This window comes from Pseudomonas sp. Soil_N_39 (assembly GCF_057655955.1).
This window is the reverse complement of record NZ_JBDGLI010000017.1, coordinates 13840-33853: the sequence shown is the minus strand read 5'-3', so window position 1 is coordinate 33853 and position 20014 is coordinate 13840. Positions and strand designations below refer to the sequence as shown.

Here is a 20014-nt window from a genome sequence, read left to right as displayed (position 1 = left end):
ATAGCGAAGGGTTTCGGCCAGGGCCTAGCATCGAATCCAGCGTGCAAGCAGAACAATAAGCTTTTGGAAGTCGGTGAAGCGGGCCGTCTCCGATCCAGCAACAACTGCCTCATACAATAAGGTCAAGAACAATGAGCGTATCTTTCCCGATCAGCAGCTCGACGGAGTTGAAGCGTGGCGCCCTGGGTGTCGGCTTCATCATCTTCTTTGTGATTTCGGCGGCGAGCCCTTTGAGCGTCATCGCCGGCGGCTTCCCCATTGGCATCATGCTGGGCAACGGCGCCGGCACACCGGCGTTGCTGATCCTGGCCTTGCTGGTGTTATTGGCGTTCTCGGCGGGCTACACCGCCATGTCCCGACACATGACCAACGCCGGTGGTTTCTATGCATTTACCGCTCGCGGTTTGGGTGGCCTGGCCGGTGGTGCGGCGGGGGTGTTGGCGATGTTTGCCTACAACATTCTCCAGGTCGGCCTGTACGGCATGTTCGGCGGTGTGGTCAGCGGCACGATGGCCAGCGTCTTTGGCCTGGATTTGCCGTGGTGGACGTATTCGCTCCTGGCGATGGCGAGCATCGCGATTCTTGGTTATCGCAAGATCGACCTGTCGGCCCGGGTGCTGTCGGTGGTGGTCATTGCCGAATACCTGGCGATCCTGACGCTGGATTTCGCCATCCTCAAGACCGGTGGCGACAGTGGCATCAATCTCGATTCGTTCGATCGCAGCCATGTATTCAGCGGCACGCCGTCCATCGGCTTGCTGTTCTGCTTCGCAGCGTTCATCGGCTTCGAGGCCACCACCATCTATGGTGAGGAGGCCAGGAACCCGCACCGTACGATTCCCATCGCCACCTACAGTTCGGTGCTGTTGATCGGTGGTTTCTATGCCCTGTCGGTCTGGGCGATGGTGATTGGTGTAGGGGCGGACAAGATCGTGCCGACCTTGCAGGCGCTCCAGGATCCCACCACGTTCATCTACGGTATGTCCGATCACTTTGTCGGCCCGCAGCTGACCCAGATCATCCGCGTGCTGTTCATGGTCAGCATCTACGCCGGGCTGCTGGCGTTCCACAACGCCGCGGCGCGTTACTTCTATGCCATCGGACGTGACGGTTTGTTGCACAGCCGGTTGGGCACCACCCATCGCGTGCACCAGAGCCCGCACATGGGCTCGGTCCTGCAAAGCCTGATCGCGGCGGTGGTGGTGTTGATCTTTGCCGCGTTGGATGCCGACCCGATCCTGCAATTGTTCGCCTGGTTCTCCAACCTGGCGACGTTGTGCGTGATCCTGCTCATGGCCTTGACCTCGGCGGCGGTATTCGTCTATTTCCGCTCGCACCCGGAGTTGAAGCTGGGGCTCTGGCGCGGTCGGATTCTTCCGGGCTTTTCGTGCCTGGCATTGCTGGCGGTCCTGGTCCTTGCAGTGATTCATTTCGACGTGCTGACCGGCGCCAGCCAGCTGTTGTCCTACGGCCTTTGCGCCGTCATTCCCGCCGCGCTGATCGTCGGTGTGTTCCTCGCCGCCCGATTGCGCAAGGCATCGCCTGAGCGGTTCATGGCGTTGGGTAGCCACAAGCTCTAGGGCGCCACGGGCCACGTCAAACCACACAAAAAAACTGCGCTGTCGTTCGGGACGGTCCGGCAGCGCGCGAAAGGAAGAAGCTATGCACGATTATCAAATGCTCATCAATGGGGCCCGGGTCGACGGCGAAAACGGTCACTTCAATGTGGTCAATCCGGCGACCGCTACGGTGTGCGCCCGCTGCGCGGCCGGTTCCCTGGCGCAACTGGACCTTGCCGTCGAAGCGGCGCAATCGGCCTTTGTCGAGTGGCGCCACAGCACCCATGAAGATCGCCGCCAGCGCCTGCTGAGCATCGCGGCGGACATCGAACAGGACGCCGAGTCGTTGGCCCGGCTGATTGTCCTGGAGCAGGGCAAACCGCTGGAACTGGCGTTCTCCGAAGTGATGGGCGCGGTGGCCTGGACGCGTTACGCCGCCGAACAACAGATTCCCGTGGAGTTGGTGGAGGAGACCCCGAGCCAGCGCATTGAACTGCACCGCAAGCCGTTGGGCGTCGTCGCGTCGATCACGCCCTGGAACTGGCCATTCATGATCGCCGTCTGGCACATCATGCCGGCGTTGCGGGCCGGCAACTGCGTGATCAGCAAGCCGTCCAGCCTGACCCCCTTGAGCACCCTGCGCCTGGTGGAGATCATCGCGCGCCATGTCCCGCGGGGCGTGATCAATAGCGTGACCGGCGAACAAGGTTTCGGTAGCGCGATCACTGCCCATGCCGGCATCCAGAAAATCGTCTTCACCGGCTCGACCGCCACCGGCCAAAGCGTGATGCGCGGCGCCGCTGGCAACCTCAAGCGCCTGACCCTGGAACTGGGCGGTAACGATGCCGCCATCGTGCTGCCCGGCACGCCGGTCGAGGCGGTGGTCGAAGACATTTTCCAGGCGGCGTTCCTGAACATGGGGCAGACCTGCGCCGCCCTCAAGCGCTTGTACATCCACCAATCCCAGTACGAGGCCTTTGCCGAGGCCCTGGCCAAGATCGCCCAGCGTCAGGTGGTGGGTGACGGCCTGACGCCTGGGGTCACGTTTGGCCCGGTGCAGAACCTCGAGCAGTTGAAGCTGGTTGAGGACCTGGTGGCCGATGCCCGTGCCCATGGAGCGCGGGTGTTGTGCGGCGGTGCCCGTCTGGACCGCCCGGGCTTTTTCTATCCGCCGACGCTGGTGGCCGATGTGACCGACGGGCAGCGCCTGGTGGACGAGGAACAGTTCGGCCCGGTGTTGCCCCTGATCGCCTATGAGGATGTCGAGGACGTCCTGCGCCGCGCCAATGCCGGTGACATGGGCCTGGGTGGATCGGTCTGGGGCGGCGACAGCGAGCAGGCACAGGCACTGGCCAGTCGCTTGGAATGTGGCATGGCCTGGGTCAACTGCCATGCGCAGATCCAGCCGAATACGCCGTTTGGCGGCAGCAAGATGTCCGGGTTCGGCGTCGAGTTCGGCCTTGAAGGGTTGCTGGAGTTTACCGGCCAGCAGCTGCTGTACGTACGCAAGCGTGAAACAAAGTGAGGACGGCAACCATGTACGAGCACTACAAGACAGCCCAGAAGAAATTCTGGCACCCGATGAGTTCTTCGGCGCCCGCCAATCGCTCCAAGACGTTGATCATCGCCCGTGGCGACGGTAACTACATCACCGATATCGAAGGTCATCGCATGCTCGATGGTGTCGGCGGCCTGTGGAACGTGAACGTGGGTCATAACCGGCCTTCGGTGAAGGCGGCCATCGCCGCGCAACTGGACGAACTGGCCTATTACCAGACCTTCGACGGCATCGCCCATCCGCGGGTGTTCGACCTGGCCGAGCGGCTGACGTCGATGTTCGCCCAGGAGAACATGGCGCGGGTGCTGTTCAGTTCCGGCGGTTCCGATGCGGTGGAGACAGCCCTGAAAATGGCCCGCCAATACTGGATCGCCAGCGGCGAACCCGGGCGCACGCGCTTTCTATCGTTGCGCAATGGCTACCATGGCGTGCACGTGGGCGGCACTTCCGTGGGTGGCAATGGGGTCTATCACTACAACCACGGGCCGCTATTGGCCGGCTGTCATCTGCTCGATACACCGTGGCTGTACCGCAATCCCTGGGACTGCCGCGATCCAGACGAACTGACCGCTCACTGCATTCGTCAATTGGAAGACCAGATTGCGCTGCTCGGTCCGCAGACCATTGCCGCGCTGATCGCCGAGCCGGTGCAAGGTGCCGGTGGCGTGATCGTGCCGCCGGCACATTACTGGACGAAGCTGCGGGAAGTCTGCGACCGCCACGGCATCCTGTTGATCGCCGATGAAGTGGTCACCGGGTTCGGCCGCACCGGCTGCATGCTCGGTAGTCGGGGCTGGGGCGTCGCCCCCGACGTGCTGTGCCTGGCCAAGGGCATCACCGCCGGCTACATCCCCATGGGCGCCACGGTCTTCAACCAGCGCATCGTCGATGTCATCGAGAACGGCCCGGGCTTCAGCAACGTGATCATGCACGGCTACACCTACAGCGGACACCCGACCGCCTGTGCGGCGGCCCTGGCGGTGCTGGACATCGTCGAGGCCGAGGACTTGCCGGGCAATGCCGGGAAAGTCGGTGCCCAATTGCTGGAGCAGCTGCAGCCGCTGACCGAGCGCTATGCGGTGGTGGGCGAAGTGCGGGGCAAGGGCTTGATGATCGCCGTGGACCTGGTGGCGGACAAGGTCACCCGCGAGCCGCTGGACCCGGCCAACGGCCTGGCCTCGCGTATCGCCGAGCAAGCGCGGCGCGCCGGCGTATTGCTGCGCCCGATCGGTAACAAAATCGTGATGTCGCCACCGCTGACCCTCACCTGCGACGAGGCCGCCCTGATGGTCGGTGTGTTGGACAGCGCGCTCGCCGACTGCCGCTAGCCCAGCCAGCCGGCGCAGCCTGCTGCGCCGGCTCCTGAATATAAAGACAGCCTTCAAAGGCGCACCACAAGGAGCTCCAGCCATGCGGAACCTATCCTGTATGGAATTTTTCGGCAGTGGTCTGGCCTGTACGCTGGCGCTTTGCGCCGCGAGTCAGGTCCAGGCCTATGCGTTGTATGCCGATGACGACACGCACCTCAACGCCGACATGCTGGCGGTGTTCGGCCACTTCAACAGTCGCAAGAACTACGATGGCAGGCCCGGCGGTTCAACCTGGCGCGAAGGCTTTATCAAGTATGGCGTCAGCGGCGACCAGGGCCTGGCCGGCCATGGCACCGCCTACGGGGCGTTCAGCCTGGTCAGTTCCGCCACCTGGGGCGATGGCGATTCGGCCGGTAATTCCCTTGGGTCCGAACGCACCACCAAGATCGAAGACGCTTACCTGGGCTGGCGCTCCGCCGACCTGTTCCCCGTGCTGGGGCAGGACGGTGTCGATATTTCCGGCGGTCGCCAGGTGGTCAAGCTGGGCCGGGGTTTCTTGATCAACGATGACGGGCCGAACCTGGGCAAAGGGCCGGCCGATGGTCGCTTGAATCGCGGTGGTGCCTATTACCTGGCCGCCCGGCACGCGTTCGATCAGACCGCGGTGTTGCGCTTGGGTGGGCAGGACGGGCTGCATGGCAGTGTGGTCTGGCTCAAGTCCGACAACCGCGCCCAGGCCGAAACCGAACTGACCGCCGGCACGCTGGACTACACCGCCAAGGCCGGGACATTGGGCTTGACCTGGATCCATGGCCTTGATGTGAATGATCGCTGGGCCAGCGATTTGCAGAAGCAACGCGAGGGCATGGACGTCTACAGCATTCGTGGGGAAGGCGACGCGGGCATCGAGAACGCCAGCCTGGCATTTGAATACGCCTGGCAGGACAAGGACGCCGGCCCGCAGAGCGCCTGGTACGCCGAGGCCGGCTACACCTTTGCCGATCTGGCCTGGGCCCCCAAGCTGACGTACCGCTACACCCGCTACTCGCAGAAGTGGGATTCGCTGTTCACCGGGCAGAGCACGGGTTATGGCACCTGGTTCCAGGGCGAAGTCGCGGGCAATTATGCCGGACCCTTCAACAGCAACACGGGCATTCATCATGTCGGCCTGACCGCCACGCCGTTGGAGAACCTGACCCTCGGTGCGTTGTACTTCGATTACAACACCGTGCGTAAAGACAACGCCCTGAACCTGGATGCCCGTGAGCTGGACCTGTATGCCGAGTGGGCCGTGAACGAGCACTTGATCATCACTCCGCTGATCGGTCTCTACAAACCTGATCGGGATGCAACGACGGGGGGCAATCAAGTGGCGGGCAATGGCACCAACGTGTACAGCCAGGTGACGGTGGCCGTGCCGTTCTAAGCAGGGGGGTGTTCAGTAAGCCCTGTGGGAGCGAGCTTGCTCGCGATGATGGCGGCCCAATCAACACCCATCTCAACTGATCCACCGCTATCGCGAGCAAGCTCGCTCCCACAGGGCACCGGTATGGCCGCACCTCCGGTTTCTAGCCGACGGCGGGCGGATGTTGCATCCGCTCGGCAATCCGCCGGGTGGTGTCCATCACCATTTCAACCACGGTTTCCTGGCGCAGCAGCTTGAAGCTGTCGGTGCTGCCGACGGCCGAGAGACTGCCCACCACTTCGTCGAGCTCCGGGTTGACGATCGGCGCCGCGATACCGGTGAGGCCCAGGTTGAGTTCGTCGTGGGTCATGCAATAGCCGTCCTTGCGGATCTTTTTCGCGGCCTTGGAAAAACTTGTCCAGTCATGGCCGCTGTCGGGGTCGTTGGCCAGGTGTTCTTCGAACAGGCGTTGCAGGCGCCGACCCTTCTGAAAGGCGATCAACACCTTGGATTGCGCACCGCGAAAAAACGGCAGCGGTTGGCCACGGCCGAATGAAAACTGGTAGGTGTCACTGGGTTCGGCAATGTAGGTGTTGATGATGCGACCGTCGTAGAAAACGCTGGCGAACACCGCCAGGCCAGTGGCGTCGGACAGCTCGTGCATCAACTCGCGGCCGGCCACGAGGATCGGGTCGTACTGCCGCATCATCCAGTCCAGCTCAATGATGCGTGGCCCCAGGCCGTAGCTGCCGGCATCCACCCGCACCAGCAGGCCGGCGTCGCACAAATCCTTGACGTAGCGGTACACGGTCGCCCGTGACAGGCCCATGTGCTCGGCGATGGTATCGGGGTCGATCTTCAGCGATGCCGGGCCGAAAAGGTCCAGCACACTCAGCATTTTGCTCAGACTGCTCATTTCGCTCCTAAAGGGGGAATGGCGCGTAGGGGGTCGTTGGGTGAGCACTATAGGTAGCCACGGCGGCGATGAAAAGCCCGCGGGCTCGCTCAGGAGCGCGTTGCCACGGTAACCCAATGCTTGAGAAATACAAGCGTATTTTCAGCCGTTTACTCTTTTAAAATATGCATTAATCTCAAAATATGATTTTAATGCAGAAAAATAGCTTGTTTTGTCGGTTGTGCTGTGTGATAAATCTCAGCCACTGCAAACGCTCGATGAAGAGGGCTGGAAATGAATGGTGCGCAACTGATAGTGAAGGCGGCGGTGGCAAGCGGTATCGAATACTGCTTCGCCAATCCCGGAACGACTGAAATTCCCCTGGTGGCAGCCATGGCCAGCGCGCCAGCCCTCAAGCCAGTGTTGTCCTTGTTCGAAGGCGTGTGCACCGGCGCGGCGGACGGCTACGGCCGGATTGCCGGCAAGCCGGCGATGACCCTGACGCACCTCGGCCCAGGCTTTGCCAATGGCATTGCCAACCTGCACAACGCGCGTCGCGCCAACACCCCGATCGTCAACGTGATCGGCGATCACGCGTCCTGGCACGTCAATTACGATCCACCCCTGGCCAGTGACATCCAGGCGTTGGCCGGCAGCGTTTCCAAGTGGGTACGGACCTCGCGCACCGCATCGGGCGTTGGTGAGGATTTCCAGGAGGCGGTGCGTGCCGCCTGGCAAGCCAACGGCCAGATCGCCAGCCTGATCCTGCCAATGGACTTGCAAGCCAACACCGTGCAGCACGAGAAAGCCTTCACGGCATTGCAGGCTCCGGTCCGGCGTTTTGCTGGTGATCGCATCGAGGCGGTCGCTCAGGCATTGCGCGAGGGTCGGCGCCTGGTGTTTATCGTTGGCGACCATGGCTTGTCCGTCGCCGGCCTGGAAGCGGCGGGGCGCCTGGCGCAACTGCCGGGCGTGCGCCTGTTCGCCGAAACCTTTCCACGCATGAGTTATCGCGGCGGTGGCCTGCCAGACCTGGATCGCCTGCCGTACTTCCCCGAAGTGGCCATCGAGATCCTTGACCAATACGACGCGGTGGTCTGCGCCGGCGTCCCGGAGCCCATCAGCTACTTCGGCTACGAAGGCATTGCCTCCCGGCTGGCAGAGCGTGACCGTCTGCTGTGCCTGGCTGAGGTGGGGGACGACGTTGCCGGGGCGCTCACTGCGCTGGCCGATGCCCTTGAAGCGCCGGCTTACGTGCCCACGCCAACTGGTATCGAACTGCCGCCCGGCGAAGCCACGTTGACGCCGCAGTCGGTGGGCCAGGTGCTGGCCGCGTCGCTGCCGGACGACTGCATCGTTTCGGTGGAAGGCGGGACGTGCGGCTATCCGTTCTTCACCGCCTCGGCCCATGCCGCACGGCATCGGGTGTTGACCAACACCGGTGGGGCCATCGGCCAGGGTATCCCGGTGGGTTTTGGTGCTGCCATGGCCGAGCCTGGCAACAAGGTGTTTTGCCTGCAGTCGGACGGCAGTGCCCAGTACACCATCCAGACCTTGTGGAGCATCGCCCGCGAGCAACTGCCGGTGGTGATCCTGATCGCGGCCAACCATCGCTACGCCATCCTGCAAAACGAACTGCGTCGCTTCGGCATGACCGAGCTGGGCCCCGAGGCCCTGAGCCTGACGGTGCTGGATCGCCCACGCATCGATTGGAAGGCCCTGGCCAAGGGCTACGGCTTGCCGGCCAGCACCGTGCACACCAATGGTGAGCTGCACCGCGCCCTGGCCAATGCCAAGGCCGACGGCGGTCCTTGCCTGATTGAAATGGCGCTGTGAAGGAGCGGATATGAATCAGATTCAATTGTTACCTGCGGTCGAGAAGTTCCTGTCGCAACCCGGGCGCCTGTTTATCGGTGGCACCTGGCAGGACGCCGCCGATGGTCGCCGGTTTGCCGTGGAAAACCCGGCCAGCGAATCCATCCTGGCTGAAGTCGCCGAAGGCGGCGAGCGCGACGTGGATGCCGCCGTCGCTGCTGCCCGTGCGGCCTTCACGGGGACCTGGGCACAACAGTCGCCGGCCCAGCGCGGGTTGTTGCTGTTTCGCCTGGCGGAACTGCTCGACCAGCATCGCGAAGAACTGGCGCAACTGATCACTTTGGAAAACGGCAAGCCGATCGCCGCGGCCCGCGGGGAAGCGGCCAGCGCGGCCAACATCATTCGTTACTTCGCCGGTTGGCCGACCAAGATCGAAGGCAGCACGCATCCGGTGTCGCCCTCCAGCGGCGCGCCGATGCTCAACTACACCTTGCGCGAGCCGGTGGGCGTCTGCGCCTTGATCGTGCCGTGGAACTTCCCGTTGACCATGTGCGTGTGGAAGCTCGGCCCGGTGCTGGCGACCGGTTGTGTCGCGGTGCTCAAGCCCGCCGAGCAGACGCCCCTGGTTGCCATTCGCCTGGTGCAACTGATCGAGGCCGCCGGTTTCCCGGCCGGGGTGGTCAACCTGCTGACTGGCCTGGGTGCGCAGACTGGCGCGCCGCTGGCCCAGCACTCGGACGTGGACAAGATCGCCTTCACCGGCTCGACCCAGGTGGGCCGCCTGATCGCCCAAGCGGCCACCGGCAACATGAAGAAGGTGTCGCTGGAACTGGGTGGCAAGTCCCCCAACATCATCCTGCCGGACGCCGATATCGTCCGGGCCGCCAAAGGCGCCGCCGATGGCATTTTCTACAACCAGGGCCAGGTTTGCACCGCCGGATCACGTTTGTACGTGCACGCCAGCGTCCTCGATCAGGTGCTTGAAGAACTCCAGCGCCACGCGACCGCCCATGTGTTGGGGCCAGGCCTGGATCCGGCCAGCAGCATGGGCCCGCTGGTCTCGGCCCGGCAACTGGGCACGGTGCGTGGCTACCTGCAACGGGGTCAGGAGGAAGGCGCCGAACTGATCTGCGGCGGTGACCGGCCGGCCCACCTGGAGCGCGGCCACTTCATCCGCCCCAGCGTGTTTCTCGACCGCGCCGAGCGCGCCTGTGTCGCCCGGGAAGAAATCTTCGGCCCGGTGCTGACCGTCATGAGCTGGACCGAAATCGATGAACTGGTGCTGCGCGCCAATGACTCGCCTTACGGCCTGGCGGCCGGGCTCTGGACCCGCGACTTGCGTTCCGCCCATCGCGTGGCGGCGCAGTTGAAGGCCGGCTCGGTGTGGATCAACTGCTGGAACGTCGTCGACCCGGCCTCGCCATTTGGCGGCTACAAGCAATCCGGCTGGGGTCGGGAAATGAGTAAGAACGTGATCGATGCCTACACCGAAACCAAAAGTGTCTTCGTCGATCTGGCCTGAGCCGAATAATCACAAGAGGAACTGCTATGGATCTGGAATTGCAAGGCCGCGTGGCGATCGTCACCGGCGGTGGTATGGGCATCGGCAAGGAAGTCGCGCGCTTTTTGTCCCAGGAAGGTTGCAAGGTGGTGATCTGCGCGCGGCGCATGGAGTTTCTCCAGCAAGCCGCCGAGGAAATCACCGCAGAGACCGGCAACGAAGTGCTGCCGTTGTTCTGTGACACCAACCAGATGTCGGCGGTATCCGACATGGTCGAGGCGGCCCACAAGCACTTTGGCCGCATCGACATCCTGGTCAACGGCGCCGCGGCACCGTCCGGCGTGGTGCGCAACGACATCGAGCATGCCGGCGACGACGAATTGCTCTCGGACCTCAACACCAAGGTGATCGGCTATTTCCGCTGCGCCAAGGCGGTGACCCCGCACATGAAGGCCGGTGGCTTCGGTCGCATCATCAACATCGGTGGCCTGACCGGGCGTGGCAGCAAAGTCCTTTCGGGCATGCGCAACCTGGCCATCGCCCACATGACCAAGACCCTCTCCGACCAACTCGGCCCCTCCGGCATCACGGTCAACCTGATCCACCCCGGCGTGGTCGACACCCCGCACATCCAGGAGCTGTACGAGCGCGAAGGGGTCAAGCAGGGCAAGACGCCCGAGCAGGTGGAGCAGGCCTACATCGATGCGACGCCGATCCGACGCACCCTGGCGCCCATCGAAATGGGCTGGCTGATCGGTTTCCTCGCATCGCCCAAGGCGGGCGCCGTGACCGGGGAATCCATTGGCATCGATGGCGGCTTGACCCGCGGCATCTTCATTTGAGGAGCAGCAGTGATGAGTAACGGAACCCTTTTGGTCGCCACCGTAGGGCAAGCGGTGATCCGCAGCGCCGACGATGGCCGTACCTGGCATCGCCTGGGCCTGGGCCAGGATCTGGAGTTCGATGCGATCACCCGATCCCTGAGTTTCCACCCGGGTACGCCTGAGGTGATCTATGCCGGCACCGACGTCGGCCTGTGCATCAGCCATGACACTGGCGGCCATTGGCAGCGGGTGGATTCGCCGTTCAACGGGCAAACCGTGTGGAAGGTGGCCGTGGATCCGCAGGATGCGCAGCGCATTTTCGTCGGCACCGGTGCGCCTTCGCGCGCGGTACTGTGGCGCACCCTTGACGGTGGCCAGAGCTGGGATCGCGCCCCCGTGGAGATCCCGGAGTTCTGCGACGGCGTCAGTCGTCCACGCTTGCTGGCGTTCGCCTACGACCCGACGGACCGCAACCAGCTCTGGTTCGGCCTGGAGGAGGGCGGGCTGTTCCACAGTCGTGACGGTGGCGATAGCTGGACCCGCGTCGATGACCGACTGCTGTGGGACTACAACTCGGACGTGCATAACATCGTGGTCCTGCCCAACCATGGACAGAAGGTCATCGTCGTGGTGTGCGTCAACGCCGTGTACCGCAGCCTCGACGAGGGGCAGACCTGGACCGGCATCGTTGCCCGGGAAACCTTCGGCCTGTACTACGTGCGCGCCATGAATGCCGCATTGGGCAGTGAGGATACGCTCTACCTGAGCATCTCCGACGGCACCCCCGGCACCACCAGCAAGGTGCTGGTCTCCCGGGATGCCGCCCTCAGTTGGGAAGTGCTGCCGCTGCCGCAACAACCCAATTCCTGTGTCTGGGCGATTGCCTTGAACCCTGCCGACCCTCGCCAGATCGTCGCCGGTACCAAGTACGGGCATCTGTTCACGTCCGAGAACGGTGGTGACGGCTGGCAGAAGCAGTGGCGTGAATTCAGTGAAATCGCTGATGTGCTCTGGACGCCCGCCGTGGCGCAAATCAAGTCCGGGCATCAATCCATCATCAAGAAGAACTGAGGGATCGCGCGATGAAAGTCGAAGTCGTTCGTACGCACCTGTCGTTGTTCGTGAGCGACCCTGAAGTGTCGGCACGTTGGTACGCCGATGTGCTGGGCATGCATGAAAGCGCCCGGGGTGAAAGCTGGATCATGATGGCGTTTGGTGCCAAGCATCACGACATCGCGTTGCTCCGCGCGGAACCCGGAGCCCACCAGGGCGGCCTGGGGTTGCAGCACTACGGGCTGGAGATCGCGGGCGACATGACCACCCTGCGCAAGCTCTACGGCATGTTGCTGAAAAAGGGCGTTGAGGTGGTAAAGATCACCGACCACGAGATCGGCAACGGCGTGTATTTCAACGACCCCGATGGCAATCGCATGGAATTTTTCCTCGAGTCCGAACACGACGACGCGCGCGGCAAGGCCCGCTTCAAGGCCGCTGGGGCTCCCAGCCGGCATTTCGATCTCGACCCACTTTGAATGAGACTTTTCTTATGAAAACCGCGAATTTCGCCAGTTATCACATCCGCAAATGGTACAGCTTCGTCGAGGAAACCCTGGCCAACGAAACCGGCCAGTTAGCCGATGGCGAGCCGCTGTTCAAATACGCCATTGGCGCGGTGATCGCCAACCCTTACGCCGGCCGTTTCAGCGAAAGCCTGGCCGAGCTGATAGAGCCGTCACCCTTGCTGGGCCAGGAGTTTGGTCGGCGCATCCAGGCGTTGGCCGGCGAGCGTGAGATTGTCAGCTACGGCAAGGCGTGCCTGGTGGGCAGCCAGGGCGAGTACGAGCATGGCAATGCGCTGCTGACCAATCCGGCGGCGGATCCGATCCGTGTCGCGTTGGGCGGGGGCAAGTCCTGGGTGCCTTCCACCGGCAAGCGTGGCGGGCCTGGCGTGACCATCGATGTGCCGCTGGCCCACAAGGATGCGTTGTATGTCCGTTCGCACTACGACAGCATTTCCCTGTCGTTCGGCGATGGCCCCTCGGCCGACGAGTTGGTCATTATCTGGGCCTTCGCCACGCGTGGGCGTTTGCATGCCCGCCTGGGTGGTCTCCAGGCTGCCGACGTCAAGGGCAATGACGGCCTGTATTGAGGTGCGCTGATCGTGGGAAGCCAACGAATGTCTGCAAACAGCCAGTTCTTCACCAATCGTTCGGGGATGCGCCTGCACTATTTGTCGTGGGGCAACCCGTCGGGCATTGCGGTGGTGCTGCTGCACGGGCTGCGATCCTATGCCCAGACCTGGGATGGTTTGGCCAATGCGCTGGGCGAGCGGTACTGCTGCTATGCCCTTGACCAGCGCGGTCGTGGATACAGTGACTGGGCGGATGCCTCCAGTTACCGGACCGAGGTCTACGTCAATGACCTTGAAGATTTGGTGGCGCATTTGGGATTGCAGCGTTTCGTCCTGGTGGGGCACTCCCTTGGTGGCACCAATGCACTGGAGTATGCCCGGCTCAATCCGGGACGCCTGCAAGCGTTGGTGATCGAGGACATCGGCCCTGGCTCTTCGGTCAGCGGTGATGGCGCCGAGCGCATTCGACGCGAGATGAGCCAGACGCCGCTGTTGTTTCCTGACTGGGAGAGCGCCGCCCAGTTCTGGCGGCAAGCGCGACCTGGCCTGTCTCTGGAGGGGCTGGCTTCCAGATTGATGCACTCCATGAAGGAAACCCTGGCTGGCATCGAATGGCGTCACGACCAGCAAGGTATTGCCCAGGCGCGCCTGAGTATTACCCCGACAGACTTGTGGCCGGCGGTCCGGGCGCTGGATTGCCCGACGCTGTTCATTCGTGGCGCCCGTTCCGATTTCCTGCCGTTGGCGACCCTTGAGTCGATCAAGCAGGCCAATGCGTGGGTGCGGACAGAGGAAATCGCCGACGCCAGCCATTATGTCCATGATGACCAGAGCGAAATGTTCAACCTCGTCGTCATGGACTATTTATATGACCAATGCCTACAACCACAACAACAAAGCGGTGAATAGCGATGAAGCAGGAGAAAACCCAGGTTGTCATCGTGGGCGGTGGCCCGAACGGGATCACGGCCGCTCATTACATGGGGCTGTACGGTATCGACTGCATCGTCCTTGAATTGGCCGACGGCGTCCTGCCGTATCCCCGTGCGGTGGGCATGGATGACGAGGCGCTGCGAGTGTTGCAGGGCATCGGCATCGCTGAACTGGCCGTGCGCGACATGATCTGCAACGTGCCCCTGCGTTACTACAATGCGCGAGGCGTCTGTTTTGCCGAGGTCAAGCCGAGCACGGCGAACTATGGCTGGCCGATGCGCAACATCTTCATGCAACAGTTGCTTGAAACGACATTGCGCGAGCAGATGGGCAAGCACGCCAGTGTCGCGTTGCGCCAGGGCCATGAAATGCTCGATCTGGAGCAGGATGCCGAGGGCGTGACCTTGCAGGTGCGCGATGCCCAGGGCGAGCTGTATCAGTTGCAGGCGCAGTACGTGATCGGCGCCGATGGCGGACGTTCCAGCGTGCGCAAGAAACTCGGTATTGAACTGCTGGGGCTGACCCATCCGCGCAAGTGGGTGGTGATCGATACGGCCAACGACACCCTCGACGCACCGTATACCGCCTTGCATGCCGACCCTCAGCGACCTTTCGTCTGCATCTACCTGCCGTATCAACAACGGCGTTGGGAGTTCATGCTCCTGGAGGGCGAAGACGAGACCCGGATGTGCGAAGAAGCAACGATCCGGGACTTGATCCGTGGGCATATCGGCGATGCGGTCGATCAACTGGAAATCATCCGGATCCGCGCCTACACCCATAACTCCCGAGTCGCGGCGCGCTTTGTCCAGGGCCGGGTGGCACTGGTGGGGGATGCGGCGCATATTTCCCCGCCTTGGGCCGGGCAGGGGCTCAACTCAGGCCTGCGTGATGTCGCCAACGTCAGCTGGAAGCTCGCCGCGATTCTCCAGGGCAGGGCGTCGCCGGCGATTCTGGCCAGTTACGACCAGGAGCGTCGCGGGCATGCGACCGATCTCATCGCGCTGGCCGACAACATGGGCGCCGTCCTGGGGCTGACCAACCCGTTGATGGCCGGTGTGCGGGACTGGCTGTTCCAGGCCGTCAACAGCGTCGACAACCTGCGTTCGCACTTGCTGGAATTCAAGTTCAAACCCAAGGCTACCATCACCAAAGGCCTGGTGTACCACGAGCGCGCCGAGCTGCATGAGGATGATCTGGTCGGGCAGTTGTTCATCCAACCGTCCATCGAAGATGCCCAGGGCCAGCGTCGACGCCTGGACGAGGTGCTGGGGCATTCCTATGCGGTGCTGGGGTATCGGGTCAACCCGAGCGAACAGCTCAGTGAAGAAACCGCCGCCTGGTGGGCGCGCTGGGAGACGCGGTTCATCCAGATCAATCGCTCGCGCAGTGGCGTGGGGCGCAACCAACCCTTGTCTGTCAGCGGGGCCATTTGCGTTGAGGATGTCGATAACCGCCTGGGCGAATGGTTTGCCAAGGTGCGTGACTGCGTCGTGGTGGTGCGACCGGATCGGTTCGTTGCCGCGATCACCACACCCGAGCGGCTCGAAGGCGTATTGCGCAAACTGGCGGAGCAACTTTCATGAGGCGCGAAGATGATCTGCTGGTCCGGCTTCACGATGCCGCGCAGGCCGTACACGGTTTGCCTTCGTTGGAGCCGGAGGCCGTCGATCTGCCGATGGGTTATACCTTGCAGCGTGAGGCGCTGCGCCGGCGCCAGGCCGGTGGTGAGCGGTTGACCGGATGGAAAGTGGCCTTTGCCGGCCGCGCCGCCCAGGACCGTTTCGGTATTTATGAGCCGGTATTGGGTGCGTTGACCGATGCCATGGCCGTGGAGCCCGGCAGTGCGGTGCCGCTTGCACGGCTGATCCAGCCGAAGTTGGAAATCGAGCTGGCGTTTGTCCTGGGGCGTACGCTGGTGCCCGGTTTCTACAGCGACGAGGACATCCTCGCCGCCATCTCCGAAGTCGCGCCGGCGTTCGAAATTGCCGATTGCCGTTGGCAGGGCTGGCGTTTCGGCGTCGGCGCGTTTCTTGCCGACAATGCCGCGGCGGGGCTGTATTGCCTGGGGTCGCGGGTCAGGTTCCATCCCGAGCAATTGACCCACGTGCACTATCGCCTGGAATGCGACGGGGTGCCCTGTGGCGAGGGCAATGCCCAAGCACGCGAGGACACGCCCCAGGCCAACCTGTGCTGGCTGGTCCGGCGCTTGTTGGCTGATGGGCAGTGCGTTGAAGCGGGCCAGGTGGTGCTGTCCGGCTCTTTGTTGGCGCCCCTGGAGATCAAGGCCGCCGAGTATCGGTTGTACATGCTTGGCATGGAACTGGCTTTGGTTTTCCAGGCGGGTGAAGACGGTCGGCAGTAAGAACTGTTTACGCAAGTGAAATGATGCACTCGTGGCGAGGGAGCTTGCTCCCGCTTGACCGGGCTGGCGCTCCAGTGCGAAGCGCTCACCAAAATGGGTCTGCTGCGCAGCCCAGCGGGAGCAAGCTCCCTCGCCACGGGGTTATCGACTTGCTTGCATGACCGTATCAGGCAATAAGCGCAGGGCCACCGAGGAACAATGATCATGTTCGCCGAAGTCCGTACCTTCAATGATCCTCAGCAACACGCCGGTTCGATCCTGGGCTGGCAACAAGTCTATGACCAGCTCGGGCGTGGATGCCTGTCCAGCGAGCTGCGCCAGGTGTGCGCCGAGCGCTTCCAGATCTTCCAGGAGGTGCTCGACAAACGGGTGGTGCAGCGCGGTTGCGCGCCAAAAGGGCGCTTGTGCATTGCCATGTCGCTGGGCGGTGCGCCGGTGGTCCAGGGGCATCAGGTGGGCGCCCACAGCGTCGTGCTGTTGCGCGATGGCGAAGATTTCGTCCTGCACGCCCCGGAAGGTACGCACTTCTTCGCGGCCAATGTCGACACGGCGCGGTTCGCCAGGCTGGCGGCCTACGAGCTGTCGAGCGAACAGCTCAAGCGCTTGAAAAGCGCGTCCCAAGTCAGTGTGGATGAGGTGGTGCTGCGGCGGGTGCAACAACGGATCCACCCCCTGTTTCGTCACCTTTTGGAACAGGCCGACGCGGTCAATCCCGCCTCGGAAAAAATCCTCGAAGACGTTCTGCTCAACGCCTTTCTCGACCTGTTCAGCCACGCCTCGGACGAGGTGCGTGGCCGGCGCGGCAACTTCGCCGTCAGTGCCTACCTGGTCAAGCGTTGCCAGGAACTGGTGGTGGCCAGCGCCGATGTGCCCTTGAGCATCCTCGACTTGTGCGAGCAACTGCGGGTCAGCCGCAGGACCCTGCAGAACAGTTTCCAGGCGGTCACCGGCATGCGTCCGGTGGAGTACTTGCGCAACCTGCGGCTCAATGCCGTGCGCCGCCGGCTGATCACGACCCGTGCGGCCGCGCTGAACGTCAGTGAGATCGCCATGGCCATGGGGTTTTTCCACCTGAGTCATTTTGCGGTCCATTACCGGGCATTGTTTGGCGAGTCACCCTCGGATACGCCCCGGGCACCGGCATGATGAGCCGCCGTTTGCGGTGTTACCGAAGCGCCCTGTTGCACCTATAAAAGGCAGCCGCTGAGCTGTTTGGTAGCACACCTGCGCGACGCAGGTCTTAAGGCTGGCAGTCGTTTTCCTCGGCAAATTCCTTCAAATCAATCGCTTGCACGATTGCGCATGAGGTTGGCACGCATTCTGCTTTTTTGAATCCGTGGATAATTGGATACAAAAATGCAGAAGGTGCTGCCATGCAATTTGCCCCGACGTACGCTGAACGTCCGCCCATGACCGCCGAGGAGGAGGCCTACAACTTCCTGCTCGATGCCATTTGTGGCGGTCGGTTACGCAAGGGCGACCGACTGATTGCCGAGGATATTGCCAACGAGATCGGCATGAGCCGGATGCCGGTGCGCGAGGCCTTTCGCCGTCTGGATGCCCAGGGCCTGGTGACCTTGCGGCCCAATCGCGGGGCGGTGGTCAGCGGCCTGGACATCGACGAGCTGCACGAAGTCTTCGAAATGCGCAGCGCCCTGGAAGGCCTGGCGGTCCGTGTCGCGGCAGCAAGAATTGGTGAGCGCCAGCTGGCTGCCCTGGAGCGCTTGCTGGACGAGATGGACGATTACCGTGAGGAGAGCGCCGAGTGGGTCAGCCGCCATCGCGCCTTCCATGAATACCTGTGCAGCCTCAGCGGTCGCCCGCGCTTGCTCAAGCAGATCAGCGCGCTTTACTCCCTGATCGAAGCGCCCATGCGCCTATGGCTGCAGCACGTTGAAAAGCCCCTGAGTGCGCGTCAGGAGCACATGCTGATCCTCGATGCCCTGCGTGCGGGCGATGCCGAGAAGGCCGAGGCGGTGGTGCGTGCGCACATCGAAGGCACCGTTCCTGAGTTGATCGAGTTCCTGCAATCGAAAAAATAACCAGAGCAGGAGTCACTAAATCCTGCCGGTGTTTTGACTTTGAGTACTGCCCGTTAATTACTGAACTGGAGTGTCTGGTCATGCATAAGCCTCGCCTGTTGGTTGCCGCTTTATCCTTGGGTTTCTGTGCGCAGTGGGCGGTTGCCGCGCCCGTTGTTCCGGAGCGTTTGCTCAAGGTCGACAAACTCGTCTACTGCTCAGGCATGGATTCGCCGCCGCTGGTGGCCTTTGATGAAGCACAGAAACCCAAGGGATTGACCGTGGACCTGGGGCTGGAAATCGCCAAGCGCCTGGGCGACAAGAAGGTGGAGTGGCGGGTCATTCCCTTTTCCGGGTTGCTCCCCGCGTTGCTGGCCCGACAGTGCGACATGATCGTCGACCAACTGTTTGACAAACCCGAGCGCCGCGAGGTGATCGACATCGTCAACTACATGTATTCCAGCCAGGCGGTGGTGGTGCCCAAGGGCAATCCGAAGGGGCTCAAGACGCTGCAGGCGCTCTCCGGGCACAAAGTCGCGGTGCTCAACGGTTCCACTATCAAGACCCTGCTCGACGCCGAGAACGCAACCCTGGCCAAGGCCGGCAAGCCGCCGATGAAGCTGGTGGTCTACAACACCGACACCGATGCGTTCCAGGCCCTGCGCATCAGCCAGGTCGACGCCTACGGCACCACCGTGGAAACCACCGGTTACTACGCCACCATGGCCCCCGACCTGTTCGAGGAAGGGGTGCCGGCCTTCAGCCGGATTCTCACCGGCCTGGGCATTCGCAAGGACGATCCGCAACTGACCGCCGCCGTGCAGCAGGTGATCGACGATATGCGCAGCGATGGCAGCTACAGCCAGCTGTTGGGCAAATGGCATGTCGCCAGTGACACACTTGATTGAGGTGAACCATCGATGAATTTCAATTGGGATGTGTTCTGGCAGTACCTGCTGCAGCCCAGTGGGGTATACCTCACCGGGCTCTGGCTGACCTGCCTGATCAGTGTGTTGGCGATGCTGCTGGGCTGTGCCCTGGGGCTGGCCGCCGCGCTGTTGCGATTGTCGAAAAACCCATTGCTGCATTTGCCCGTTCGCTTTTACGTGTGGCTGATGCGCGGCACGCCGTTGCTGGTGCAGATCGTCTTTCTCTACACCGCGCTGGCCGCCGGCGGGATTTTCCGCTTCGAAGACATCGACCTGTTCGGCCTGGTGATCCCCGGTAACATCCAGGCGGCGATCATTGCCCTGGGCCTCAATGAGGGTGCCTACATGGCCGAGATCATCCGCGCCGGCATCGGCGCGGTGGACAAGGGCCAATACGAGGCCGGACGCTCCCTGGGCATGACCTTCGCCAAACTGATGCGCCGTATTGTCCTGCCCCAGGCGTTCCGGGTCATCGTTCCGCCGCTGGGCAACGAGTTCAACGTGATGCTCAAGAACACCACGCTGGTCAGCGTGATCGGCGTCCAGGAACTGTTGCTCAGTACCCAGATGGTCACGTCGGCGACGTTCCGGGTGTTCGAGTTGTACCTGGTGGTGGCGATCTACTTCCTGTTGCTGACCACGCTGTGGGGCTTTTTCCAGCGCTGGCTGGAGGCCCGTTTCGGCCAATCGGACCGGCCCTCGTCACCACCGCCGGCGTCGATGCGGATGTTCGGTCGCAGCACCCTGAACCTGCTGAGGGCACGTTAA

Annotated in this window: 18 protein-coding genes; 17 read left to right on the top strand and 1 reads right to left on the bottom strand. The window is 62.7% G+C overall.

Translation table 11 applies throughout. From position 1 onward, the window contains the following. Nucleotides 1-131: 131 nt before the first annotated feature. The 4 genes from AC3A5O_RS22285 (at nucleotide 132) to AC3A5O_RS22270 (ending at nucleotide 5853) form a co-directional block, all read left to right on the top strand. Nucleotides 132-1580, top strand: a complete 1449-nt coding sequence (locus tag AC3A5O_RS22285) for an APC family permease (RefSeq protein ID WP_122566332.1) — start codon at nucleotides 132-134, stop codon at nucleotides 1578-1580. An 82-nt stretch (nucleotides 1581-1662) separates the two neighbouring features. Continuing rightward, on the top strand, nucleotides 1663-3084 hold the full coding sequence (locus AC3A5O_RS22280; RefSeq protein ID WP_487753725.1) for an aldehyde dehydrogenase family protein: 1422 nt from the start codon (nucleotides 1663-1665) through the stop codon (nucleotides 3082-3084). A gap of 11 nt (nucleotides 3085-3095) precedes the next feature. Next, the gene (locus tag AC3A5O_RS22275; protein ID WP_305470645.1) at nucleotides 3096-4445 is read left to right on the top strand and encodes an aminotransferase class III-fold pyridoxal phosphate-dependent enzyme; all 1350 of its coding nucleotides are present in this window, start codon (nucleotides 3096-3098) and stop codon (nucleotides 4443-4445) included. An 82-nt stretch (nucleotides 4446-4527) separates the two neighbouring features. Continuing rightward, complete coding sequence (locus tag AC3A5O_RS22270) at nucleotides 4528-5853, top strand: alginate export family protein (protein WP_487753724.1); 1326 nt, start codon at nucleotides 4528-4530, stop codon at nucleotides 5851-5853. 142 nt (nucleotides 5854-5995) lie between these two features. Here the strand turns inward: AC3A5O_RS22270 and AC3A5O_RS22265 are convergent, their stop codons facing one another. Further along, complete coding sequence (locus AC3A5O_RS22265; RefSeq protein ID WP_305481406.1) at nucleotides 5996-6748, bottom strand: IclR family transcriptional regulator; 753 nt, start codon at nucleotides 6746-6748, stop codon at nucleotides 5996-5998. 273 nt (nucleotides 6749-7021) lie between these two features. Between AC3A5O_RS22265 and AC3A5O_RS22260 the strand changes: the two genes are divergently transcribed. The 13 genes from AC3A5O_RS22260 (at nucleotide 7022) to AC3A5O_RS22200 (ending at nucleotide 20014) form a co-directional block, all read left to right on the top strand. Then, nucleotides 7022-8563 (top strand): acetolactate synthase large subunit, encoded by a 1542-nt coding sequence (locus AC3A5O_RS22260; RefSeq protein ID WP_122566337.1) that lies wholly within the window; start codon nucleotides 7022-7024, stop codon nucleotides 8561-8563. Nucleotides 8564-8573: 10 nt separating this feature from the next. After that, nucleotides 8574-10064 (top strand): aldehyde dehydrogenase family protein, encoded by a 1491-nt coding sequence (locus tag AC3A5O_RS22255; protein ID WP_122566338.1) that lies wholly within the window; start codon nucleotides 8574-8576, stop codon nucleotides 10062-10064. Between the two features lie 26 nt (nucleotides 10065-10090). Beyond that, nucleotides 10091-10885 carry an SDR family NAD(P)-dependent oxidoreductase gene (locus AC3A5O_RS22250; RefSeq protein ID WP_122566339.1) on the top strand — a complete coding sequence of 265 codons (795 nt, stop codon included), beginning with the start codon at nucleotides 10091-10093 and terminating at the stop codon, nucleotides 10883-10885. A gap of 12 nt (nucleotides 10886-10897) precedes the next feature. Beyond that, nucleotides 10898-11938: a VPS10 domain-containing protein gene (locus tag AC3A5O_RS22245; RefSeq protein WP_122566340.1), complete on the top strand. Its 1041-nt coding sequence runs from the start codon at nucleotides 10898-10900 to the stop codon at nucleotides 11936-11938. 11 nt (nucleotides 11939-11949) lie between these two features. Further along, on the top strand, nucleotides 11950-12399 hold the full coding sequence (locus tag AC3A5O_RS22240) for a VOC family protein (RefSeq protein WP_109753211.1): 450 nt from the start codon (nucleotides 11950-11952) through the stop codon (nucleotides 12397-12399). Nucleotides 12400-12413: 14 nt separating this feature from the next. Beyond that, nucleotides 12414-13016, top strand: a complete 603-nt coding sequence (locus AC3A5O_RS22235) for an amino acid synthesis family protein (protein WP_122566341.1) — start codon at nucleotides 12414-12416, stop codon at nucleotides 13014-13016. Between the two features lie 27 nt (nucleotides 13017-13043). Beyond that, nucleotides 13044-13907: an alpha/beta fold hydrolase gene (locus AC3A5O_RS22230; protein WP_122566342.1), complete on the top strand. Its 864-nt coding sequence runs from the start codon at nucleotides 13044-13046 to the stop codon at nucleotides 13905-13907. A gap of 2 nt (nucleotides 13908-13909) precedes the next feature. Continuing rightward, nucleotides 13910-15517, top strand: coding sequence for a bifunctional 3-(3-hydroxy-phenyl)propionate/3-hydroxycinnamic acid hydroxylase (locus AC3A5O_RS22225; RefSeq protein ID WP_305470648.1), 1608 nt, complete (start codon nucleotides 13910-13912; stop codon nucleotides 15515-15517). Next, complete coding sequence (locus AC3A5O_RS22220) at nucleotides 15514-16296, top strand: 2-keto-4-pentenoate hydratase (protein WP_305470649.1); 783 nt, start codon at nucleotides 15514-15516, stop codon at nucleotides 16294-16296. Before AC3A5O_RS22225 ends, AC3A5O_RS22220 begins: the two co-directional genes overlap by 4 nt. A 204-nt stretch (nucleotides 16297-16500) precedes the next feature. Beyond that, entirely contained in the window at nucleotides 16501-17442 is a 942-nt protein-coding gene (locus AC3A5O_RS22215) for a helix-turn-helix domain-containing protein (protein WP_122566516.1), read from the top strand. A 227-nt stretch (nucleotides 17443-17669) separates the two neighbouring features. Beyond that, nucleotides 17670-18338, top strand: a complete 669-nt coding sequence (locus AC3A5O_RS22210) for a GntR family transcriptional regulator (RefSeq protein ID WP_305470651.1) — start codon at nucleotides 17670-17672, stop codon at nucleotides 18336-18338. Nucleotides 18339-18418: 80 nt separating this feature from the next. After that, entirely contained in the window at nucleotides 18419-19225 is an 807-nt protein-coding gene (locus tag AC3A5O_RS22205; protein WP_305470652.1) for an ABC transporter substrate-binding protein, read from the top strand. Nucleotides 19226-19237: 12 nt separating this feature from the next. Then, entirely contained in the window at nucleotides 19238-20014 is a 777-nt protein-coding gene (locus AC3A5O_RS22200) for an amino acid ABC transporter permease (protein ID WP_053179085.1), read from the top strand.

Excerpts from the sequence above, each read along its gene's own strand:
- AC3A5O_RS22240 (WP_109753211.1), top strand. The coding sequence starts at position 11,950 with ATGAAAGTCGAAGTCGTTCGTACGCACCTGTCGTTGTTCGTGAGCGAC.
- AC3A5O_RS22225 (WP_305470648.1), top strand. The coding sequence starts at position 13,910 with ATGAAGCAGGAGAAAACCCAGGTTGTCATCGTGGGCGGTGGCCCGAAC.
- AC3A5O_RS22260 (WP_122566337.1), top strand. The coding sequence starts at position 7,022 with ATGAATGGTGCGCAACTGATAGTGAAGGCGGCGGTGGCAAGCGGTATC.
- AC3A5O_RS22245 (WP_122566340.1), top strand. The coding sequence starts at position 10,898 with ATGAGTAACGGAACCCTTTTGGTCGCCACCGTAGGGCAAGCGGTGATC.
- AC3A5O_RS22200 (WP_053179085.1), top strand. The coding sequence starts at position 19,238 with ATGAATTTCAATTGGGATGTGTTCTGGCAGTACCTGCTGCAGCCCAGT.
- AC3A5O_RS22265 (WP_305481406.1), bottom strand. The coding sequence starts at position 6,748 with ATGAGCAGTCTGAGCAAAATGCTGAGTGTGCTGGACCTTTTCGGCCCG.
- AC3A5O_RS22235 (WP_122566341.1), top strand. The coding sequence starts at position 12,414 with ATGAAAACCGCGAATTTCGCCAGTTATCACATCCGCAAATGGTACAGC.
- AC3A5O_RS22220 (WP_305470649.1), top strand. The coding sequence starts at position 15,514 with ATGAGGCGCGAAGATGATCTGCTGGTCCGGCTTCACGATGCCGCGCAG.
- AC3A5O_RS22280 (WP_487753725.1), top strand. The coding sequence starts at position 1,663 with ATGCACGATTATCAAATGCTCATCAATGGGGCCCGGGTCGACGGCGAA.
- AC3A5O_RS22275 (WP_305470645.1), top strand. The coding sequence starts at position 3,096 with ATGTACGAGCACTACAAGACAGCCCAGAAGAAATTCTGGCACCCGATG.
- AC3A5O_RS22215 (WP_122566516.1), top strand. The coding sequence starts at position 16,501 with ATGTTCGCCGAAGTCCGTACCTTCAATGATCCTCAGCAACACGCCGGT.
- AC3A5O_RS22250 (WP_122566339.1), top strand. The coding sequence starts at position 10,091 with ATGGATCTGGAATTGCAAGGCCGCGTGGCGATCGTCACCGGCGGTGGT.
- AC3A5O_RS22285 (WP_122566332.1), top strand. The coding sequence starts at position 132 with ATGAGCGTATCTTTCCCGATCAGCAGCTCGACGGAGTTGAAGCGTGGC.
- AC3A5O_RS22210 (WP_305470651.1), top strand. The coding sequence starts at position 17,670 with ATGCAATTTGCCCCGACGTACGCTGAACGTCCGCCCATGACCGCCGAG.
- AC3A5O_RS22255 (WP_122566338.1), top strand. The coding sequence starts at position 8,574 with ATGAATCAGATTCAATTGTTACCTGCGGTCGAGAAGTTCCTGTCGCAA.
- AC3A5O_RS22270 (WP_487753724.1), top strand. The coding sequence starts at position 4,528 with ATGCGGAACCTATCCTGTATGGAATTTTTCGGCAGTGGTCTGGCCTGT.
- AC3A5O_RS22230 (WP_122566342.1), top strand. The coding sequence starts at position 13,044 with ATGTCTGCAAACAGCCAGTTCTTCACCAATCGTTCGGGGATGCGCCTG.
- AC3A5O_RS22205 (WP_305470652.1), top strand. The coding sequence starts at position 18,419 with ATGCATAAGCCTCGCCTGTTGGTTGCCGCTTTATCCTTGGGTTTCTGT.